Source organism: Dyella sp. 333MFSha, from assembly GCF_900102405.1.
Lineage (GTDB): Bacteria > Pseudomonadota > Gammaproteobacteria > Xanthomonadales > Rhodanobacteraceae > Luteibacter > Luteibacter mycovicinus.
In genome coordinates this window covers 99,722-119,806 of sequence record NZ_FNBR01000001.1, presented here as the reverse complement: position 1 = coordinate 119,806, position 20,085 = coordinate 99,722, and the positions used below count along the sequence as shown (strand labels likewise).

Genomic DNA, 20,085 nt, shown 5'->3' with positions numbered 1-20,085 from the left:
AGATTTCAATCCAAAGCAAGATCATTCCAAGGAGAGTCGTAAGATGGCCATCGATATCGGTATTGCCAAGAAAGACCGTGAAGCGGTCGCGAAGCACCTGTCCAAGCTGCTGGCGGACACGTATTCGCTGTATCTGAAGACCCACAACTTCCATTGGAACGTGACCGGGCCGCAGTTCAACAGCCTCCACGCCATGTTCGAGGTGCAGTACAACGCGCTGTGGCTGGCCGCCGACGAGGTCGCCGAGCGGATCCGCATCCTCGACGTGTTCGCCCCGGGCTCCTACAGCCAGTTCGGCAAGCTCACCTCGATCAAGGAAGAATCGGGCGTGCCCGAGTGGAAGGACATGGTGGCCCAGCTGGTCGAAGGCCACGAGATCGCCGCCGCCACCTCGCGTGACACGATCAAGGCTGCCGAGGCCGCAGGTGACGATGGTACCGCCGACATGGTCACCGGGCGCCTCAAGGAACACGAGAAGACCGCCTGGATGCTGCGCTCCCTCCTGAAATAAGCGGCAGCCCCTGTAGGAGCGCGCCATGCGCGCGATGGATTTCCCGCATCCCCGCCCTGTTGGCTTTTCGCGCGCGGGGCGCGCTCCTACCCGGTTGCGGCCCCCGGTTTCGGCTTTTTCTCTGAGGCCAGCCTGACCGGCTTTGCTGCAATGCGTTGAGCCGGTCCCTCGCGTTGGTTAAGCTCCCCCGGTTACCTTCTGACTCCATTTGGGGGCCGACCGGTCCGGGGATTGTTTTGAGCTCAGCCACCAAGACCGAACGAAGCCATCCGATTCTCGCCGCGCTGATCCTCGCGATCCTCGTCGCGGGCCTTAACTTCGGCCTCTGGCTGGTAGCCAATCTGCCCAACGGGCCGACCGACTGGCACGGCCCGATCCCGGGCTTCGCGTTCACCGCCTACCAGCGCTACCAAAACCCGATGAAGGGCGACTTCGCCACGGATCCGGAGATCGACAGCGATCTGAGGCTGGTCCGGAAGTATTCGCCCCGCATCCGCACCTACTCGATGCTGGAGAACCCGCAGACGGTTCGCCTGGCCGCGAAGGAAGGTCTGGACGTCATGGCGGGTGCCAACATCGACACGCGCCTCGAAAACAACGAGCGCGAGATCGAAGCGCTGATCGCCCAGGCCAACCGCTATCCCAAGACGATCACCCGGGTCATCGTGGGCAACGAGTCGCTGTTCCGCGGCGACATGAAGCCCGAGCAGATCATGGCGTACCTCGACCGGGTCCGTGCCGCGGTGCACCAACCGGTTTCCGTGGCCGAGCCGTTCCACGTCTGGATCCAGAACCCGGAGCTGGCCAACCACGTCGACTTCATCACGGTCCACCTCTTCCCCTACTGGAACGGCATCGAGACCCGTGCCGGCGTCGCCGACTCCATCGGCACCCGCAACGAGGACGGCAGCAACAACACCGACGGCAGCTACCAGGCCCTGCAGAAGACCTTCCCCGGCAAGCACATCGTCATCGGCGAGATCGGCTGGCCGTCCAACGGCGATCGCAACAAGTACGCTTACCCCAGCGTCTCCAACGAAGCGATCTTCCTCCGTGAATTCTTCAACGTGGCCAAGCGCAAGGGCATCGACGACTACTACGTCCTCGAAGCCATCGATCAGCCGTGGAAGGAAAACCTGGGCGAAGGCCGCACCGGCGCCTACTGGGGCATGTTCAACGCCGACCGCCAGCTGAAGTTCCCCTTCACCGGCCCGGTCACCGAGGACGTGGGCTGGCCCTGGAAGGCGCTCGCCGCTTCGGTCATCGCGTTCTTCCCGATGCTTTGGTTCGGCCTGCGCTTCAGCCGCTTCAAGCTGATGGGGCGCCTGTTCTTCATGGCGCTGATCCAGCTGGCCTGCGGCCTGATCGTCTGGTCGGCGACCCTGCCGTTCAATTTCTACCTCAGCCCGTTCGACTGGGCGATGCTGATCCTGCTGTTCCCCGCGCAGATCGCCATCCTCGGCATCCTGCTGATCAACGGCTTCGAGTTCACCGAGGTCCTCTGGGCCCGCAGCTGGATCCGTCATGCGGGCATGCTGCCCAAGGACCCGGTCGAGCGTCAGCCCTTCGTTTCCATCCACCTGGCCTGCCACAACGAGCCGCCGGAGATGGTCCAGATGACCCTGGACTCGCTGGCCGCGCTGGACTACGAGAACTACGAAGTCCTGGTGCTGGACAACAACACCAAGGACCCGGCGGTCTGGGAGCCGGTCAAGGCGTACTGCGAGCAGCTCGGCCCGAAGTTCCGCTTCTTCCACCTCGAACCGTGGCCCGGCTACAAGGCCGGCGCGCTGAACTTCGGCCTGACCGCGACCGACGAGCGCGCCGATGTGGTGGCCGTCATCGATGCCGATTACGTGGTGCGTGAAGACTGGCTCGCCTCCCTCACAGGTTACTTCCACGACTCGAAGGTCGCCGTGGTGCAGTGCCCGCAGGCCCACCGCGACTTCGAGAAGAACCGCTTCCGCCGCATGACCGCCTGGGAATTCGACGGCTTCTTCCGCATCGGCATGCACCACCGCAACGAGCGCAACGCGATCATCCAGCATGGCACCATGACCATGGTCCGTCGCTCGGCGCTGGAAGGCACCGGCGGCTGGTCCGAATGGACCATCTGCGAAGACGCCGAACTCGGCCTGCGCCTGATGCATTCGGGTTACGAGCTGGTCTACGTCGACGAGCTGATGGGCAAGGGCCTCACCCCGGCGGACTTCAAGGCGTACAAGAGCCAGCGCTACCGCTGGGCGTTTGGCGCCATGCAGATCCTCAAGGGCCGCTGGAACTGGATGACCCGCAAGGGTCCGCTCTCCGCCGGTCAGCGTTTCCACTTCCTCACCGGCTGGTTCAGCTGGTTCGCCGACGCGCTGCATTTCATCTTCACGATGATGGGTCTGCTCTGGACCGCGGGCATGATCTACGCGCCGGAGTACTTCAACCTGCCGATGCAGCTGTTCATGATCCCCGTGATCGGCTTCTTCTTCGCCAAGGCCATCTTCGGTGTGGTGCTGTACCGGGCACGTGTCCCGTGCGGCTGGTACGACACCATCATGGCATCGGTGGCCAGCATGGGCCTGTCGCACGCCATCGCGCGCGGCATCCTGCATGGCCTCACCCGTGAGAAGACCGCATTCGTGGTGACGGCCAAGAGCCGGCGCATGGGTGGCAGCAGCTTCGCCGCCTTCGCACCGGTGCGCGAAGAAGGCCTCATGGCCATCGCCCTGCTCTGCGCCGTGATCGGCATGGCCATGCACTACGGCACCGCCTATACGGAGAGCGAGCTGTGGATGTTCATCCTGGCCGCGCAGTCGATTCCGTACGTGTCCGCTCTGGTCGGCGCGTGGATCGCGCATACCTCGGGTGACGAGGCCGGTTGATTCAGCCTCGTTCACGTTTGTGTATCGACCTTACACGCCCGTCGCGGTAAGTTACGCCAAGACCTGACGTCAGGGGACGCTGGATGCGACCCCGCCTGGCTGCCGTCCTCGCGACGGCGTTTGTGAATCACGATCGGAACAGGACGCTCATGCGCCTTACCAGACGCCATGGACTGCTGCTTCTGCCGTGGTTCCTCCTGCCCACGCTCGCGCATGCCGGCATCGTCCTCCGTGTCGACGGTGTCGACGAGAACCTGAAGAACGCCGTGGTCGCCGGCGTCGACCTTTCCCAGTACGCCAAACGCGACGTCACCGCCGCGCAGGTTCGCCGCCTTTACGAGAAGGCGCCCGACCAGGTGCAGACCGCGCTTCGCCCCTACGGCTACTACGAGGCGACGGCGACGGGCGACCTCAACCAGGTCGGCAACGACTGGCAGGTGACGCTGCATGTGGTCCCCGGTACGCCGGTGAAGATCACGAAGGTGAATGTCACGGTCGATGACGACGCGAAGAAGGTGCCGACGATCCGTCGCGCCGTCCGCGGTGTCGAAAACCTCAAAGACCAGCCCATGAACGACGGCGCCTACGACGGCGCGCGCGACGCGGTCAGCGGCGCGCTGACCGCCACGGGTTACCTGGACGCCAGGCTCGTCACGCACAGCGTGGAAGTGAACCGGGCCGAGCACAGCGCCACGGTTAACCTGAAGTGGGAAGCCGGCCAGCGGTATCGGTACGGCCACGTCGTCTTCAAGAACTCGCAGTTCCGCGACGGTTTCCTCGATCGCTACGTGCCGTTCAAGAGCGGCGACTACTTCTCGCAGAGCCAGCTGCTGGAACTGCAGCAGGCGTTGAACGGCGCCGACTATTTCGCCGTCGTCAACGTCATCCCCGATACGGACAACGCGAAGGAAGGCACGATCGACATCGACGTCGAACTGGCGCCGGCCAAGCGGACCATCTACACCGGCGGTCCGTTCTTCGGCACGGATACGGGCCCGGGCCTTCGCGGCGGTATCGAGAAGCGCTGGATCAACGATCGCGGTCACAAGTGGAAGAACGAGCTGGTCGTCGCCACGCGCCTGAAGACGATCTCCACGCTGTACCAGATCCCCATGCCCGGCCCCAACCAGCGCAGCTTCAACTTCGGCGCGAATTACCGCGACGCCAACACCGTGACCTCGCAGTCGCGCACGTTGCAGCTGGTCGCCAATGAAACCCGTTTATGGCACGGCTGGACGCGCACGCTCGGCGTCAGCGCGTTGTCCGGCACCTTCACCGTCGGCAAGCGTGGCGATGAAGCCGACAGCGCCGCAGGCCTCGAGCACGGTCGCAGCACCCTGCTCTACCCGGAGGTGACGCTAAGCAGGAAGAAGGGCGACAACCCGACCTTCGTGCGCAGCGGCTGGTCGATCACCGTCACCGGACGCAGCACCGTGGGCGGTCTGCTCTCCGACGCCAGCTTCTCGCAGGTGATCGGCGACGTGAAATGGATTCAGTCGTTCTGGGGCCGCAACCGTCTGATCTTGCGCGGCACCGCCGGCAAGATCTGGACCGACAACTTCAGCGATCTGCCGCCGCAGCTGCGCTTCTTCGCCGGTGGCGATCGCTCCGTGCGCGGTTACGACTTCGAGAGCATTGGTCCGCGAAACAGCTACGGTCGCGTGATCGGTGGCGAAGGCCTGCTGGTCGGCAGTACCGAGGTCGAGCACTACTTCACCCGCAACTGGGGCATGGCCGCCTTCGTCGACGCCGGCAACGCGTTCACGGGCACCGATTACAGCCCGCGCATCGGCGCCGGCCTGGGCGTCCGCTGGCTGTCACCGGTCGGCATGATCCGCGCGGATATCGGCGTGCCGGTCGGCGACAAGAACGAACACGGCATCCACCTTCACGTCGTCATCGGGCCCGACCTGTGAGCAGCACCGGCATGAAATGGTTTCTCCGTATCGGTATCGCGCTCGGTGCGCTGTTGCTCGTCGTCGTGCTGGCCGTGTGGTGGCTGGTCGGCACGGCATCCGGCCTGCGCTTTGCGCTGGCCCGTGCACAGGGTTTCACCGACAATGCCCTGACCGTCGACAAAGCCGAAGGTCGTCTCGCCGGCCCGCTCGATCTCGCTGGCGTCCGCTACCGCGACGGCAAGGGCATGGACGTGCGCGTCGCGTCGGCGCACCTCGACTTCTCGTTCGGCGCACTGCTGCGCAAGACGGCGCACGTGTACACGCTCACCGCCGACGGGATCGACGTGGCGCTAGGCCCCAGCGAGCCCGACACGCAGCCGTCCGAGCCGTTCTCGCTCAAGCCGCCGCTGGACATCGTGCTGGACAAGGTCAAGGTCGGGCACGTCCGCGTGACCCAGCAGGGCCAGCCCCTGTTCGAATCCAACTCGCTGGATCTCGCTGGCTCCTGGACCGCGAAAGGCATTGCACTGAAGACGCTCGCGCTGCGCGCGCCCGATGGTCAGGCCGACCTCGGTGGCACGCTGGCGGTGGGCAAGAACTATCAGGGTGATGGCAAGGCCAGCTTCCGCTGGAAAGTCGGCGATATCGATTACGCGGGCAATGTCGAAGCGCATAGCGACGGCGACAAGGCCCACACCATCGTCAAGCTCACGCTCCCGCTCGTCGCGCAGGTCGATGCGAATCTGACGCAGAGCGGCGACTTCCCGTGGACGGCGTCCATCGACGCGCCCCGCTTCGATCCCAAGCCGCTGATCGGCGACAGCAGCCTGACCTCGCTCGGCCTAGCCGTGAAAGGCAGCGGCGACCGCTACGGCGCCAACCTCACCGGCGATCTCGACCTCAACGATTACCGGGTGCACCTCGCGCCGCTGAAGGCCACGTTCGACCACGAGTACAAGCGCCTGACGCTGGACGAGCTCACGGTCGGCTCGCCGCAGGTCAAGGGGACGCTCACGGCAAAGGGCACCGTGGAGATTGCCGCCACGCCGTTGTCGGCGGATCTCGCGCTCAACTGGAAGGACGTGCTGGTCCCGGCCAGCGTCGCCGGCCAGGATCTCGCCAGCACCGGCCAGCTCGGCTTCAAGGGCAGCGCCGAGGCGTACCACGCCGCGGGCGATATCGACATCGGCCCGCCCGGTCACGTCGGCAAGTTCACGCTCGATGTCGATGGCAAGCCCGACCTCATCACGATGCACACCGTGCAGCTCAGGCAGGCCGACGGCAGCCTCGGCGCCAGCGGCACGCTGACGCTGCAGCCCGCGCTCGCGTGGAAACTCGACGTCAAGGGCGACCGCTTCGACCCCGGCCAGTTGCTTGCCGAATGGCCGGGTGCGCTGAATCTCGACATGTCGACCGAAGGTCGTCTGGTCGACAACCAGCCGCTGGGCACGCTCACGCTGCGCAAGCTCGACGGCACCCTGCGCCAGCGTCCGCTGCGCGGCAACGGCGAGCTCACGCTGAAACCCAACGAAGTCGTCAACGGCACGCTCGACGTTGCCTCCGGCGGCAGCACGATTCGTCTGGATGCCAGGGGCGACACCTCGAACGACGCGACGCTGAAGCTCGCCATCGCCTCGCTCGGGGACTGGCTGCCTGACGCGGGTGGCCGCGTGCAGGGTGACATTTCGGCGAAGGGCAATGTGCCGAAGCTTGCGGTGAAGGCAAGCGTGCGCGGCAGCGCCATCGTTTACGCGGGTCAAAAGATCGACGCGTTGACCGTCGATGCCGATGTGCCCGACGTAAGCGCGCCGGGCGGTAAGCTCGCCATTGTCGGTACCGGCGTCAATGCGGGTGGGTTGCTGTTCGAGCGCCTTGCCGTCAACGCCAACGGCACGCAAGAGAAGCACCAGCTCAGCATCGATGCGAAGGGCCGTCCGCTCACCGCCGACCTGCAGCTGTCCGGAGGCCTGCGCGACGGTGCCTGGAACGGCACGCTGTCCACGCTCAATATCGACTACCAGAATCTGCCGCGCTGGCGCCTGCAGAACGCGAGCCAGCTCGCGTACAAGGACGGCGCGATGAGCATGAGCGACCTGTGCCTCACGGCCGGCGATCCCCTGCTCTGCGTGGCCGCAAGACAGGATAAGGGTGGCAACCTCGACGCCAGCTACCGCCTGCGTCAGGTGCCGCTCGCCTTGCTCATGACCGCGGCCGAGGCGTCGGATAGCCCGATGCGCGCCGACGGCATCATCGAAGGTGACGGCAGCATTCGTCGCACCGCCGCCGGCGCCCTGTCAGGTCAGGCGAATGTTCACTCCGCGCATGGCACGGTCGCTTATGCCGACCACGCCGACCAGCCTCTGCTGGTATACGACAACCTGACGGCCAATGCGCAGCTTGCGCCCGACAATCAGCGTTTGACGCTCAGCGCCAACCTCAATGACGGCGGTACGCTGGCCGGCAACGTATCGCTCACCGGCGCGCAGCAGGCGCTCGGCGGCAACGTTGCGCTGCATCTGAAGAACCTCGGTCTCATCGAGCTGTTCACGACGGAACTCGCCGAAGTGAAGGGCGGCCTCGATGCGAACTTCAACCTCGGCGGCACCGTTGCCAATCCCGCCGTCACCGGCCAGGCCGTGGTCGATAGCTTCGCGGCGGAGGTACCGAGCGCCGGCCTCAAGCTGAAGGACGGCCGCTTCAGCGTAAACACCACCGACGCGAAGAACTTCGCTGTCGACGGCACCGTGCGCTCCGGCGATGGCACGCTCGGCATCAAGGGCACCGCGCTGATCGGCACCGGCGCGACGATGCGCATCGGCGTCGAAGGTTCCAAGTTCACCGCCGTCGACATCCCCGCGGCGAAGGCGATCATTTCGCCCAACCTGACGATCGTGCAGGATGCGAAGGGCATGAACGTCACCGGGAAGGTCGGCATCGATCTGGCGGACGTCAACGTCGAGCGACTGCCCGGCTCCGGCGCGACCAAAGCGTCGCCCGACGTCGTGGTCGTCGATGACAAACAGCAGGAGGCCGCCGCTGAAGCGACGCCGATCAGCGCGGATATTCGCGTCGATCTGGGGCAGAAGGTTCACCTGGTCGGTTTCGGCATCGATGGTCGTATCACCGGTCAGCTCGATGTACGTGAGCGTCCCGGTCGTGCGACGACGGGTCAGGGCCAGATCGGCGTCGACGGTACCTATAAGGCCTACGGTCAGGACCTGAGGATCGAACAGGGTCAGCTGTTGTTCGCCAGCACGCCCATCGACAATCCCGGCCTCAATATCCGCGCGGCGCGTACGCTCAACCCGAACGCCACGATCGACGACGGGCAGAAGGTCGGCCTGTACGTCTCCGGCACCGCGCAGCGTCCCATCCTTACCGTGTTCTCGAATCCCGTGATGGAACAGTCCGACGCTCTCTCCTACCTCGTCACCGGCAAGCCGCTGTCGCAGGTGAAAGGTGGCGAAGGGAACATGGTGGGTGCCGCCGCACAGGCGCTGGGCTCGGCCGCTGGCGACCTGCTGGCGAAGAGTGTCGGCTCGAAGATCGGCGTCGACGACATCGGCGTATCGAACAACGATGCGCTGGGTGGCACCTCGGCATTCACCGTGGGCAAGTACCTCTCACCCCGGCTCTACCTCAGCTACGGCGTGGGCCTGTTCGACCCGGGTCAGGTCATCACCCTGCGCTACCTCTTCAGCCACAAGTGGAACTTCGAAGCGCAGAACGCGACAGACTTCAGCCGCGCCAGCCTCAACTACCGCCTCGAACGCTGACCGATGGTGCCGCGTCCCCCAGGCCGCGGCACCCAAAGGTAGGAGCCAGCCTGCTGGCGAACCCTCAACGCCGCTAAAGCCGACGAGGCGATGCCTCACACGTGGTTCCCACCCCCATCACGATCCACATGATTCCCTCGTCCCGATAGATACAGATATCGGAGACGAGTCATGACATCCCGCAAAGCCGAAGAGATCCAGCACGAAGGCGCTTCCGGTGGCTGGGGCTCCGTCTCCGGTATGGCCAAGGTGCTCCTGCGAGAAAAGCCAACGCCGGCCTCCCTCGACACCCTGCTTCACCAGAACAAACCCCACGGCTTCATGTGTACATCGTGCGCCTGGGGCAAGCCAAAACATCCGCACAAATTCGAATTCTGCGAGAACGGCGCCAAGTCGACCCTGTGGGAGCTGACATCGGATCGCTGCACGCCCGACTTCTTCGCCGCACATACGGTTACGGAGTTGCTCGACTGGCAGGACTACGACCTCGAGATGCAGGGTCGCCTGACCGAGCCCATGCGCTACGACGCCGCGACGGATAAATACCTCGCCTGCACCTGGGACGAAGCTTTCGCAGGCATCGGAGCGACACTCAGGACGCTGGACCCGAAGTCCGTTATTTTCTACGCCTCCGGCAAGTCCGCACTCGAACAGTCCTACCTCTACGGACTTACCGCGCGCTTCTACGGCAACAACAACCTGCCCGACAGCTCGAACATGTGTCACGAAACGACCTCGGTCGGCCTGAAGCAGGTCATCGGGTCGCCGGTCGGGACCTGCGTACTCGAAGACTTCGAGACGTGCGACGTGATCCTCTACTTCGGCCAGAACCCGGGCACCAACAGTCCGCGCTTTCTCCATCCGCTGCAGGAAGCCGTTAAGCGGGGCTGCAAGATCCTCACGTTCAATCCCGTACGCGAACAAGGCTTGGTTCGCTTCATCAATCCGCAGAACCCGATGCAGATGCTGAGCGGCCACGCCACCGAACTTTCGCACATGTATCTGCAGGTGCGCCCGGGCGGCGACATCGCGGCAATGATGGGTATGTGCAAGCATGCGTTCGCCCTCGATGCGGCCCGTCGCGAAGGTGGCGAAGACGGTGTTTTCGACCGTGACTTCATCGCCCAGCACACCAGCGAGTTCGACGACTTCGCCACGAAGGTACATGCGACCGCGTGGCACGATATCGAACGCGAATCCGGTCTTACGCGTGCGGACCTCGAAGCCGCCGCGGACGTCTACGCCACCGCGAAGAACGTCATTGCCGTCTACGGCATGGGACTGACGCAGCATGTCCACGGAACTCAGTCCATCGGCATGCTGGTGAACATGCTGCTGCTTGGCGGTCATATCGGCCGCGACGGGGCGGGCGCATGCCCGGTGCGTGGTCATTCCAACGTTCAGGGCCAGCGTACGGTCGGCATCTCGGAGAAGCCGGAGCTGGTACCGCTCGATGTACTCGCCAGGCAGTTCGACTTCGAGCCGCCGCGCGACAAGGGCATGGGTACGGTGGAAACCTGCGAAGGCATTCTCGCCGGCACGGTGAAAGGATTCATCAGCCTTGGGGGCAATTTCGTCCGAGCCATCCCCGACCAGGAGATCGTGGAGGCCGCGTGGTCCGCGCAGGCGATCACGGTCTATATCGCGACCAAGCTCAATCGCAGCCATCTCGTGCATGGCAAGGCCTCCTATCTCCTGCCCTGCCTCGCGCGTTCCGAGGACGACGTGCAGGCGTCGGGAAGCCAGTCCGTATCGATGGAGGACAGCTTCAGCCACATCCATGGCTCGATCGGCAAGCGGAAACCGGCCAGTGAGCACCTGCGATCCGAGGTCGCCATCGTCGCCGGCATCGCCAAGGCGACGCTGCCTCCCAACCCGACATGGCGCTGGGATGAATGGACCGCTGACTACGGCAAGATCCGCGATCTGATCGAAGCGACGTACCCGGACCAGTTCAAGGATTACAACGCGCGCATGTTCGATGCCGGCGGCTTCTATCGCGGGAATCCGGCGCGTGAACGTGACTGGAAAACAGAGACCGGCAAGGCAAGGTTCACCACGCCGACCGTTCTCTCGGCCGTCGGCGTCGGTGACGCGCCTGGCCGGTACCACCTGATCACGATGCGGTCCAACGATCAGTTCAACACGACGATCTACGGACATAGTGACCGGTTGCGTGGGCTCGAGGGCTCGCGATCCGTGTTGCTGATGAACCCGCAGGATATCGAGCGCGATGGGCTCCACGTGGGCGACGTGGTGTCGCTGGTTGGCGATGCTGGCGATGGCGCCGAACGGTTGGTCGGAGGCCTCACCGTTACGGCGTTCAATCTGCCTTCGGGCTGCGTCGGCGGATACTACCCGGAAATGAACCCGCTTATGCCCTTGTGGTACCACGACGTGGATTCGAAGACGCCCGCGGCCAAGGGTGTGCCGGTGCGAATCTCCGCCGGAAAAGAACCCACATGATCGGAGGACGTGATCGCATTCAATAGCTGTCATGTCGGGAAAAATGTGACGCCGGTCTCGCCCCGAATTCCGCAGATGCAGCATTGTGCCCATTCACAATCAGCTGCCAGGGAAAGGTATGAAGACCGTCTTCGGGATTCTGTGTCTGTTTGTCATGACGATGGCCTCCGCTCAAGCCGAGGAAATATGGTTTGCGCTGGATCCTGGCTACCCCATGCCACCGGATCTCGTGCACTATTCGAGTGCTGAAGACGCGTGCCGTGCGGGTTACGCGAAAGACATCGACTACCTGTCGCAGTTCGACAACGATTACATGCTGGCGTATCGGCCGCCCGTTTGGAATCCGCTCACATTGCCGTACGTGACGTACGATTGCGTCGAAAGCTGGACCGGCACCATCGATGGCTCCTCATGGTCGGTCTCTGACTTTCGCCATATCATTAGTGTCCAGGGTGAGATGTGCGGACCCGGGCTAGTGTTCGATCCCTATGCGGGGAAGTGCGGACCGCTCAGCGATTACGCGCAGCGTAGACAGAACGGCGATCCCAATAACGATCCGGACAACCATCCAGACAACTGCGCCGGTAACCCGATCAATATTGCCATTGGCAACAAGTTCGAGCGGCAGATCGATTTCGCGGATGCCGACGGCGAGCTTCGTTTCGAACGTTTCTACAATGGCGCAGAAGGCCGCTGGCGGCACAGTTACGGCGCGTCTCTCATTGTCACGAACGGCTCGGCCATCCTGACCTTCGAGGACGGTCGCGCGTCGATCTTTACCGTGACGGCGAACGTTGCAACGGCCGAGTCCACTGAGCGCGGCAGCCTTGTGAAATCGGGCGCCAACTGGGTCTATTCGTCACCCACAAATGAAACCATGACCTTCAACAGTGATGGTCAGCTGACGGCCTGGAAGCTTGCGTCTGGGCTTACCCAGAAGCTCACCTACGATTTCGACGAAAACTACAACAACCTCGTCACCGTCACCGATTCGCGCGGCCATGTCCTGTCCTTTACGGAAGACTTCAGCTCGCACCTTGTCAAGCTGACGGCGGGCGCACTGACCGCAACTTACGTTTACAGCGATGGCGGCACGCTGACGTCGGTCACGCGGGCGCTCGGCGGCAAGTCGGTGTCACGGTCCTATGTATATGACGATCCGAACAACCCACTCCTTCTGACCGGCCTTATCGACGAGAAGGGCGTCAGGGCTGCGACCTGGACCTACGATACCCAGGGACGAGCCACGTCCAGCCAGCATAGCGGCGGTGCGGACAAAACGACTGTCTCCTACGCCGACGACGGCACGACGACGGTGACCAATGCACTGGGCCACGTCGTCACGTACAAATATGCGCTCGTGGCTGGCACGAAGCAGATGATGTCGGTATCGGGTGCCCCTGCCCCCGGCTGCCCGATCAGCAACTCGTCCTTCACCTATGACGCCCGCGGACAGATCGCGACGCAGACCGACGCACTCGGCCACATCACCGCCCTTGTCTACGACACGCAAGGCCGCATCATTTCCAAAACCGAAGCCAAGGGCACCGCCCAGCAGCGCGTCACGACCACCACCTGGGACGGCACCAGCTTCCGGCCCAAGACGGTGACCACCGCCGACCGGGTGACCACCTACAGCTACGACACCCAGGGCCGCCTGCTCTCCACTCAGACGCATTCGATCAAGGAGTGATGCACATGACCAAGGGACTGCGCTGGACCCCGCTCGCCCTCGCCCTCTGCGCGGCCATGAGCCACGCCGCCACCGCCGATCGCACATCGACCGTGACGTACAACACCAGCGGCCTCGTCGCGTCGGTCGACGGCCCACGCACGGACGTATCGGACGTCACCCGTTACGCCTACGACACGCAGGGCCGCCTGGCCACCGTGACCGATGCCCTAGGGCACGTCACGACGTATGACACCTACGACCCTTATGGAAACCCCGGGCGCATCGTCGACGCCAACGGCGTGGTCACGTCACTGACCTACACCCCGGAAGGCTGGCTCGCCACCACCACACGCGATGCGACGGGCACGCCCGCGACGACCACCGTCACCTACGACGCCGTCGGTAACGTGGTCCAGACCAAGGACGCGGATGGCGTGGTCCTCAAGTACACCTTCGACGATGCCAGCCGCCTGACGACCATCACCGATGGTGCGGGCAACCGGATCCAGTACACGCTCGACGCCGCCGGCAACCGGACGAAGGAGCAGACCTTCAACGCCGCCGGCACGCTCAAGCGCTCGATGACGCGCACGTTCAACAGCCTGGGCCAGCTGCTCACCGTGGTCGACGGGCTCAACCGCGCCATCCTGGCCTTCAACACCACCGACGGGTACGACGCCGAGGGCCACCCGGTCCATAGCGCAGACGTCAAGGGTGTGCAGCGCAAGCAGGGTTACGATGCGCTCAACCGCCTGGTCAGTACGATCGACGATTACAACGGCACCAGCGCGGGCACGGCCAACACACAGTCGGTGTCCTCATACGATGCCAGCGACAACCTTGAAGCGGTCAGCGATCCCTCCGGCCTCAACACCATCTACGACCACAACGGGCTGGGCGACCTCACTGGCATCCATAGCCCGGACACGGGCACGACCACGTTTACCGTGGACGCCGCCGGCAACCCGCTGACCAGGACCGATGCGCGCGGCATCGTCACGACGTACGCCTACGATGCCCTCAATCGCCCCTTGTCGGCCTCATATACCGATACCACGCTCAATGCGGCCTATCACTACGACGAGGCCAATACGGTCACCGGCTGCGCCGCGTCCGCGCCGATCGGGCACCTGACACGCGTCGTCGAGCAGGCGGTTACGACGATCTACTGCTACGACAAGCGTGGCAACGTCATCCAGAAGAAGCAGACCCAGGGCACCGTCACCGATACGCTGGGTTACAGCTACACGGCGGCGGACCGCGTGCTGACCGAGACACGGCCCGGCGGTGCGATCGTCCGCTACGGCTACGACACCCTTGGTCAGGTCAGTGGCGTCTGGGTGACGCCGACCGGCGGGCCCGAGCAGGTCGTGGCCAGTGGCGTGACCTGGTTGCCGTTTGGGCCGATCCTGACCTACACGCTGGGTAACGGGCAGACCGTGTCGCGCACCTATGACGCCAATTATCGCGTCACCGCGGTCGTGTCCCCGGCACTCGAGCTGCGCTTCACGCTCGACTACATGGGCAATATCAAAGCAGTCACGGAGACCGGCGGAGCATCGGCGACCTATCTATACGATCCGCTCTACCGGCTGACCTCGGTGAACGACGGGACGGGTAAAGCGATCGAGACTTACACCTATAACCCAACCGGCGACCGGCTGAGCAAGACGGCACCGGGAGCGTACACCGGCGCGTACACGTATCAGGCCGGGACGCACTGGCTGACCGCGACCGGGACCGCATCGCGGACTTACGATGCCAACGGCAATACAACGGGCAACGCGGCCGCCGGCACAGTCTGGGGCTATGGCTACAACGGCCGAAACCGAATGACCGTGGTGCAGCAGGGTGGAAGCACCATCGGCACCTATGTGTACAACGCCAATAACGAGCGCGTTGCGAAGACGGCGAGCAAGGTCACCACGCGATTTGTTTATGACGAGGCGAGCCAGCTCGTATCGGAAGCTTCGGGGACGACGCGGCGTGAGTATGTGGCGATTGGTGGTTTGCCCGTTGCCGTGTTGGATGGCGGGACGGTGCCGACGATTGGGTTTGTTACCGCGGATGGCCTGGGGTCGCCACGGGCGGTGACATCGGCGGGCGGTGCGGTCATCTGGAACTGGCCTTATTCCTTGAATCCGTTCGGGGAGAACAGGGCGGTCTCGGCATCGGGGTATGTCCTTAATCTGCGGTTCCCGGGGCAGTATGCCGACGGGGAAGCTGGACTCAAGTACAACCTGAACCGGAGCTTCGATGCCGCGTCCAGCAGGTACCTCCAAAGTGATCCGATTGGATTATTCGGAGGACCATCTACCTACAGCTATGCAGGCAACAGTCCCTTGTCTGGGTCAGATGCTTCTGGGCTAGCATGCCCACCTCAACTGAAAGCGCAGGGCATGTGCATTGACGCATCGAATTATGACGACGAGAGCAGCGACCACGTGACCGTTCAGGGAACGGTGGAAACAGACGAGGTCGCCGCTACGAACGCATGGAGGCTAGATTCGTCCGGCCCAGAAGAGGCATATGGCGCAATTTCGCCTACGGATGTGTTTTCAGTACGACCAGGCAGCGGCATCAAAACGTCCAAGGGCTACGTAGGAAGCTTTAGCGTCCCTGTGAACACGGTAGCCGTCTGTCACTCACATCCCCACACCGCTGGGTTTAGTCCGACACCGGGCTTCGGAGATGACCGTCAAATCCGTGACTCATCCCGTCCAAACTATATTGTACGTAACGGGACAATTGGCGTAGTCGAGAAGGTCGACGGGCAGTACCAATACCGCGTTATATCCGGCTCGCTTTCTCGGCCTGAGCGCGACGCAACGCGCAAGCAGCTGAACTCGTTTCAAAGGAATTAGCATGAAAGATGGAAATGCGCAAACCATCGGCTTTGTCGGCAACAATCTTGTCTGGATATCCATAGTAAGCGTCTTCGCCATACTCGTTGCCGGCTGTGCGGCAGATCGAAAGAGCACTGCACCAGAAGCGATCTTCTTAAATGCCGACACCTTGGCAGGAAAGCGGGTGACGGTCACGGGCTATCTTCGATATGAGTTCGAGAATCGATCCATCTATCCGAGGGAGGCATCCGTTCGCAAAGCGGAGAGGGATGCATGCCTACCGATCCTAGTCGAGCGTGGCAACGACGCAATGGACAAGGATTTAGCGTCATTCAATGGGTCCGTAGTTACAGTCACAGGGACGGTTGTCTCCTTGGTCGAGCCTGGCATGTCCGTTGTTGGGCCATGCAAAGACGTCGGTCTTGCGATCGAATCGATACACAAAAACTAAGATTACGTCGCCACAGCTTCGCATTCGCATGTAAGCCAACGCGGGACGCAAACAGCACATCGCCAATGCGATTGCTGCGAAAGAAAAAAAGAAGCAGACCCAGGGCACGGCCACCGATGTGCTGGGTTAAAGCTACACGGCGGCGGACCGCGTACTCACCGAGACCCGGCCCGGTGGCGATCGTCCGCTACGACTACGACACCCTAGGTCGGGTCAGTGGCGTCTGGGTGACGCCGACAGGCGGGGCCGAGCAGGTCGTGACCAGAGGCGTGACCTGGTTGCCGTTCGGGCCGATCCTGACCGACACGCTAGCAATGGGCAGACCGTGTCACGCACCTACGACACCACTTATCGCGTCACCGCGGTCGTGTCCCCGGCACTCGAGTTGCGCTTCACGCTCGACTACATGGGCAACATCAAGGCGGTCACGGAGACCGGTGGTGCGTCGGCGACCTATCTGTACGATCCGCTCTACCGGCTGACCTCGGTGAACGATGCCACCGGCAAGGCGATCGAGACCTACACCTATAACCCAACCGGCGACCGGTTGAGCAAGACGGCGCCCGGAGCGTATACCGGCGCATACAAGTATCAGGCGGGGACCCACTGGCTGACAGCGACCGGGACCGCATCGCGGACTTACGATGCCAACGGGAATACGACGGGAAACGCCGCCGGCACAGTCTGGGGCTATGGCTACAACGGCCGAAACCGAATGACCGTGGTGCAGCAGGGTGGAAGCACCGTCGGGACCTATGTGTACAACGCCAATAACGAGCGCATTGCGACGACCGCGAACAAGGTCACCACGCGATTTGTTTATGACGAGGCGAGCCAGCTGGTGTCGGAAGCCTCGGGGACGACGCGGCGCGACTATGTGGCCATCGGTGGGCTGCCGGTTGCTGTGGTGGATGGCGGGACAGCGACGACGATTGGGTTTGTGACCGCGGATGGCCTGGGGTCACCTCGTGCGGTCACGTCGACGGCCGGTGCGGTAATTTGGAACTGGCCGTATTCGCTGAATCCGTTTGGCGAGAACAGGGCTGTCTCGGCGTCGGGGTATGTGCCCAATCTACGGTTACCAGGGCAATATGCCGATGGTGAGGCGGGTTTAAAATACAACATGCACCGGTCATTCGACGCGGCGACGGGCCGTTATCTTCAGAGCGACCCAATGGGCCTGCAGGCAGGCACCAATACCTATCTATATGCCCTGGCAAACCCGCTCCTACATTGGGATGCCTCGGGACTGTGTCCAGGGGAAGCCTGTGATCCTTCCGGTTCCGCGCCCACACCTCAGCAATACGAGCAACTTGGCCGAGCTTCCCATGATGCGATCTACACCTACAACCCGCATAGCCCGGGATCTTTGGGAACACCCGGGGGCGCGGCTTACAACTTCGCGACCTTGTATCACTTCAAGCGCGGCGACAGACTGGACGCACAGGTGCAGTACGGTGGCTCTACCGCCTATGCAAACTACGTGTATGGGGTATACCTAGGTGCCGCCGGCTGGAGTCTGTCGGAAACACTCAGTTCGGCGAACGCGTATGGTCGACCCCGGTCAAAATATGGTCCGGATATTGAGATGAGCACGGACTATCCAGACATACCGACGTCCAATGTGAATAACATCACCCGCGGCTACTGGAATCAACAAGAAGGCAATTTATGCCACGCTCGCTAAACCTTGCAATCCGATATCAGATTTTCCCGACTAGGACAACTTTAGCCTGCACGCTGATGGCAGCTGCCCTGTGCGCTGGTTGCGGGAAAGACTCAGCGGTAGTTTGGACGGCCAAGTCCGTTGCGCCCAGCGGAGATAAAATCGCCGTTGCCGAAACTACCCAATACGGAGGCCCGGGCACGGCCGGGGTATTCACGACGGTGGACATTGTCCGGCCCGACTCGGAGGGCGAGCCGGTTCATATTCTGGTACTCGAAAATCCATCTGCCGCAAACATTTCAGCCATAGAACTGACCTTCACGTGGAAAGATGACAACCACCTGGACATCTCATACCCAGCAGACGCAAAACTCAATTTCAGGGCCGATCTTTACGGAAACGTCGAAATAACCTCGCGTCCACGTTAGCAAATGATAACGAGCTATTTAAAGTGGAGCGCACAGCATCTTATCGACACTCTGCAGCCTGTCTTCGCATAACACTGCTCAAACTGACCTGCCCCCCTAGCGTTAGATAGGCCATGACCCTATGCGGCATGATCGTCCGCTACGGCTACGACACCCTCGGCGAGGTCACTGGCGTCTGGGTGACGCCGACCGGCGGGGCCGAGCAGGTCGTGGCCAGTGGCGTGACCTGGCTGCCGTTCGGGCCGATCCTGACGTACACGCTGGGCAACGGGCAGACCGTGTCACGTACTTACGACGCGAGCTATAACGTCACTGCAGTGTTGTCCCCAGCGTTGGAACTGCGCTTCACGCTCGACTACATGGGCAACATCAAGGCGGTCACGGAGACCAGCGGTGCCTCGGCGACCTATCTGTACGATCCGCTCTACCGGCTGACCTCGGTGAACGATGCGACGGGTAAGGCGATCGAGACCTACACCTATAACCCCACCGGTGACCGGTTGAGCAAGACGGCTCCCGGAGCGTATACCGGCGCATACAAGTATCAGGCGGCGACCCACTGGCTGACAGCGACCGGGACCGCATCGAGGACCTACGATGCGAACGGGAATACGACGGGTAACGCTGCAGCCGGGACCGTCTGGGGTTATGGCTATAACGGCCGTAACCGGATGACCGTGGTGCAGCAGGGTGGAAGCACCGTGGGCACCTATGTGTACAACGCCAATAATGAGCGCGTTGCCAAGACCGCGAGCAAGGTCACCACGCGATTTGTTTATGACGACGCGAGCCAGCTGGTGTCGGAAGCCTCAGGGACGACGCGGCGCGACTATGTGGCCATCGGTGGTTTGCCCGTTGCCGTGTTGGATGGCGGGATGGTGCCGACGATTGGGTTTGTTACCGCGGATGGCCTGGGGTCGCCACGGGCGGTGACATCGGCGGGCGGTGCGATCATCTGGAACTGGCCGTATTCGTTGAATCCATTCGGAGAGAACAGGGCACTTTCAGCGTCGGGCTATGTGCTTAATCTTCGGCTGCCAGGACAATATGCCGATGGCGAGGCAGGATTGAAATACAACATCAACCGCAGCTTCGATGCCGCGTCCGGCCGGTACTTGCAGAGCGATCCGATCGGACTCCAGGGTGGGCCCACGACCTACGCATACGTGGACGGCAGGCCATTAGAAGACATTGACCCAAATGGGCTTTCTACTGCGACATTCAACAAGTCGACGCATACCGTCACCATTCGAGATCGAGACGGCAATATCGTCAGCGAACAGCCTGCAGCCAATAACGCTCAGCGCGGAAGCCGAGGCGCATGGGCAGACGGAACTTATAACTACTCATACAGTACTCGTCACCCGGACGACGCTCCCAACGCTCATATGGAACAAACGGCAACGCCGTGTTCAACGTTCCGGGATGTACCGGCTGCGGCTTGCATTCGGGAAGAGCACAAAGCACTGATCGGGCAGGCCGCACAGGTGTAAAC

10 protein-coding genes are annotated in these 20,085 nt (G+C 62.6%); all 10 read left to right on the top strand.

What is annotated here, in order from left to right; translation table 11 throughout:
- Positions 1-43 precede the first annotated feature (43 nt).
- The 10 genes from BLT40_RS00530 (at position 44) to BLT40_RS00485 (ending at position 20,083) form a co-directional block, all read left to right on the top strand.
- Positions 44-511 carry a Dps family protein gene (locus tag BLT40_RS00530; RefSeq protein WP_090350706.1) on the top strand — a complete coding sequence of 156 codons (468 nt, stop codon included), beginning with the start codon at positions 44-46 and terminating at the stop codon, positions 509-511.
- 230 nt (positions 512-741) lie between these two features.
- Positions 742-3,384 (top strand): glycosyltransferase, encoded by a 2,643-nt coding sequence (locus tag BLT40_RS00525; RefSeq protein WP_239709174.1) that lies wholly within the window; start codon positions 742-744, stop codon positions 3,382-3,384.
- 149 nt (positions 3,385-3,533) lie between these two features.
- Entirely contained in the window at positions 3,534-5,300 is a 1,767-nt protein-coding gene (locus BLT40_RS00520; RefSeq protein WP_079522583.1) for an autotransporter assembly complex protein TamA, read from the top strand.
- Positions 5,301-5,311: 11 nt separating this feature from the next.
- Entirely contained in the window at positions 5,312-9,058 is a 3,747-nt protein-coding gene (locus BLT40_RS00515) for a translocation/assembly module TamB domain-containing protein (protein ID WP_090352480.1), read from the top strand.
- A 171-nt stretch (positions 9,059-9,229) separates the two neighbouring features.
- The gene (locus BLT40_RS00510; protein ID WP_079522557.1) at positions 9,230-11,524 is read left to right on the top strand and encodes an FdhF/YdeP family oxidoreductase; all 2,295 of its coding nucleotides are present in this window, start codon (positions 9,230-9,232) and stop codon (positions 11,522-11,524) included.
- A gap of 118 nt (positions 11,525-11,642) precedes the next feature.
- Complete coding sequence (locus BLT40_RS00505; protein WP_090350704.1) at positions 11,643-13,217, top strand: DUF6531 domain-containing protein; 1,575 nt, start codon at positions 11,643-11,645, stop codon at positions 13,215-13,217.
- A 5-nt stretch (positions 13,218-13,222) separates the two neighbouring features.
- Positions 13,223-16,063 carry an RHS repeat-associated core domain-containing protein gene (locus BLT40_RS00500; RefSeq protein ID WP_176809061.1) on the top strand — a complete coding sequence of 947 codons (2,841 nt, stop codon included), beginning with the start codon at positions 13,223-13,225 and terminating at the stop codon, positions 16,061-16,063.
- Position 16,064: 1 nt separating this feature from the next.
- Positions 16,065-16,496 (top strand): hypothetical protein, encoded by a 432-nt coding sequence (locus BLT40_RS00495; protein ID WP_079522554.1) that lies wholly within the window; start codon positions 16,065-16,067, stop codon positions 16,494-16,496.
- Between the two features lie 325 nt (positions 16,497-16,821).
- Complete coding sequence (locus BLT40_RS00490; protein WP_079522553.1) at positions 16,822-18,183, top strand: RHS repeat-associated core domain-containing protein; 1,362 nt, start codon at positions 16,822-16,824, stop codon at positions 18,181-18,183.
- Between the two features lie 535 nt (positions 18,184-18,718).
- Positions 18,719-20,083 carry an RHS repeat-associated core domain-containing protein gene (locus BLT40_RS00485; protein ID WP_176809060.1) on the top strand — a complete coding sequence of 455 codons (1,365 nt, stop codon included), beginning with the start codon at positions 18,719-18,721 and terminating at the stop codon, positions 20,081-20,083.
- The last annotated feature ends 2 nt before the right edge of the window (positions 20,084-20,085 follow it).

Bases quoted from the DNA above. Each gene is read 5' to 3' on its own strand.
- BLT40_RS00530 (WP_090350706.1), top strand. From the start codon at position 44: ATGGCCATCGATATCGGTATTGCCAAGAAAGACCGTGAAGCGGTCGCG.
- BLT40_RS00520 (WP_079522583.1), top strand. From the start codon at position 3,534: ATGCGCCTTACCAGACGCCATGGACTGCTGCTTCTGCCGTGGTTCCTC.
- BLT40_RS00515 (WP_090352480.1), top strand. From the start codon at position 5,312: ATGAAATGGTTTCTCCGTATCGGTATCGCGCTCGGTGCGCTGTTGCTC.
- BLT40_RS00510 (WP_079522557.1), top strand. From the start codon at position 9,230: ATGACATCCCGCAAAGCCGAAGAGATCCAGCACGAAGGCGCTTCCGGT.
- BLT40_RS00505 (WP_090350704.1), top strand. From the start codon at position 11,643: ATGAAGACCGTCTTCGGGATTCTGTGTCTGTTTGTCATGACGATGGCC.
- BLT40_RS00500 (WP_176809061.1), top strand. From the start codon at position 13,223: ATGACCAAGGGACTGCGCTGGACCCCGCTCGCCCTCGCCCTCTGCGCG.
- BLT40_RS00495 (WP_079522554.1), top strand. From the start codon at position 16,065: ATGAAAGATGGAAATGCGCAAACCATCGGCTTTGTCGGCAACAATCTT.
- BLT40_RS00485 (WP_176809060.1), top strand. From the start codon at position 18,719: ATGATCGTCCGCTACGGCTACGACACCCTCGGCGAGGTCACTGGCGTC.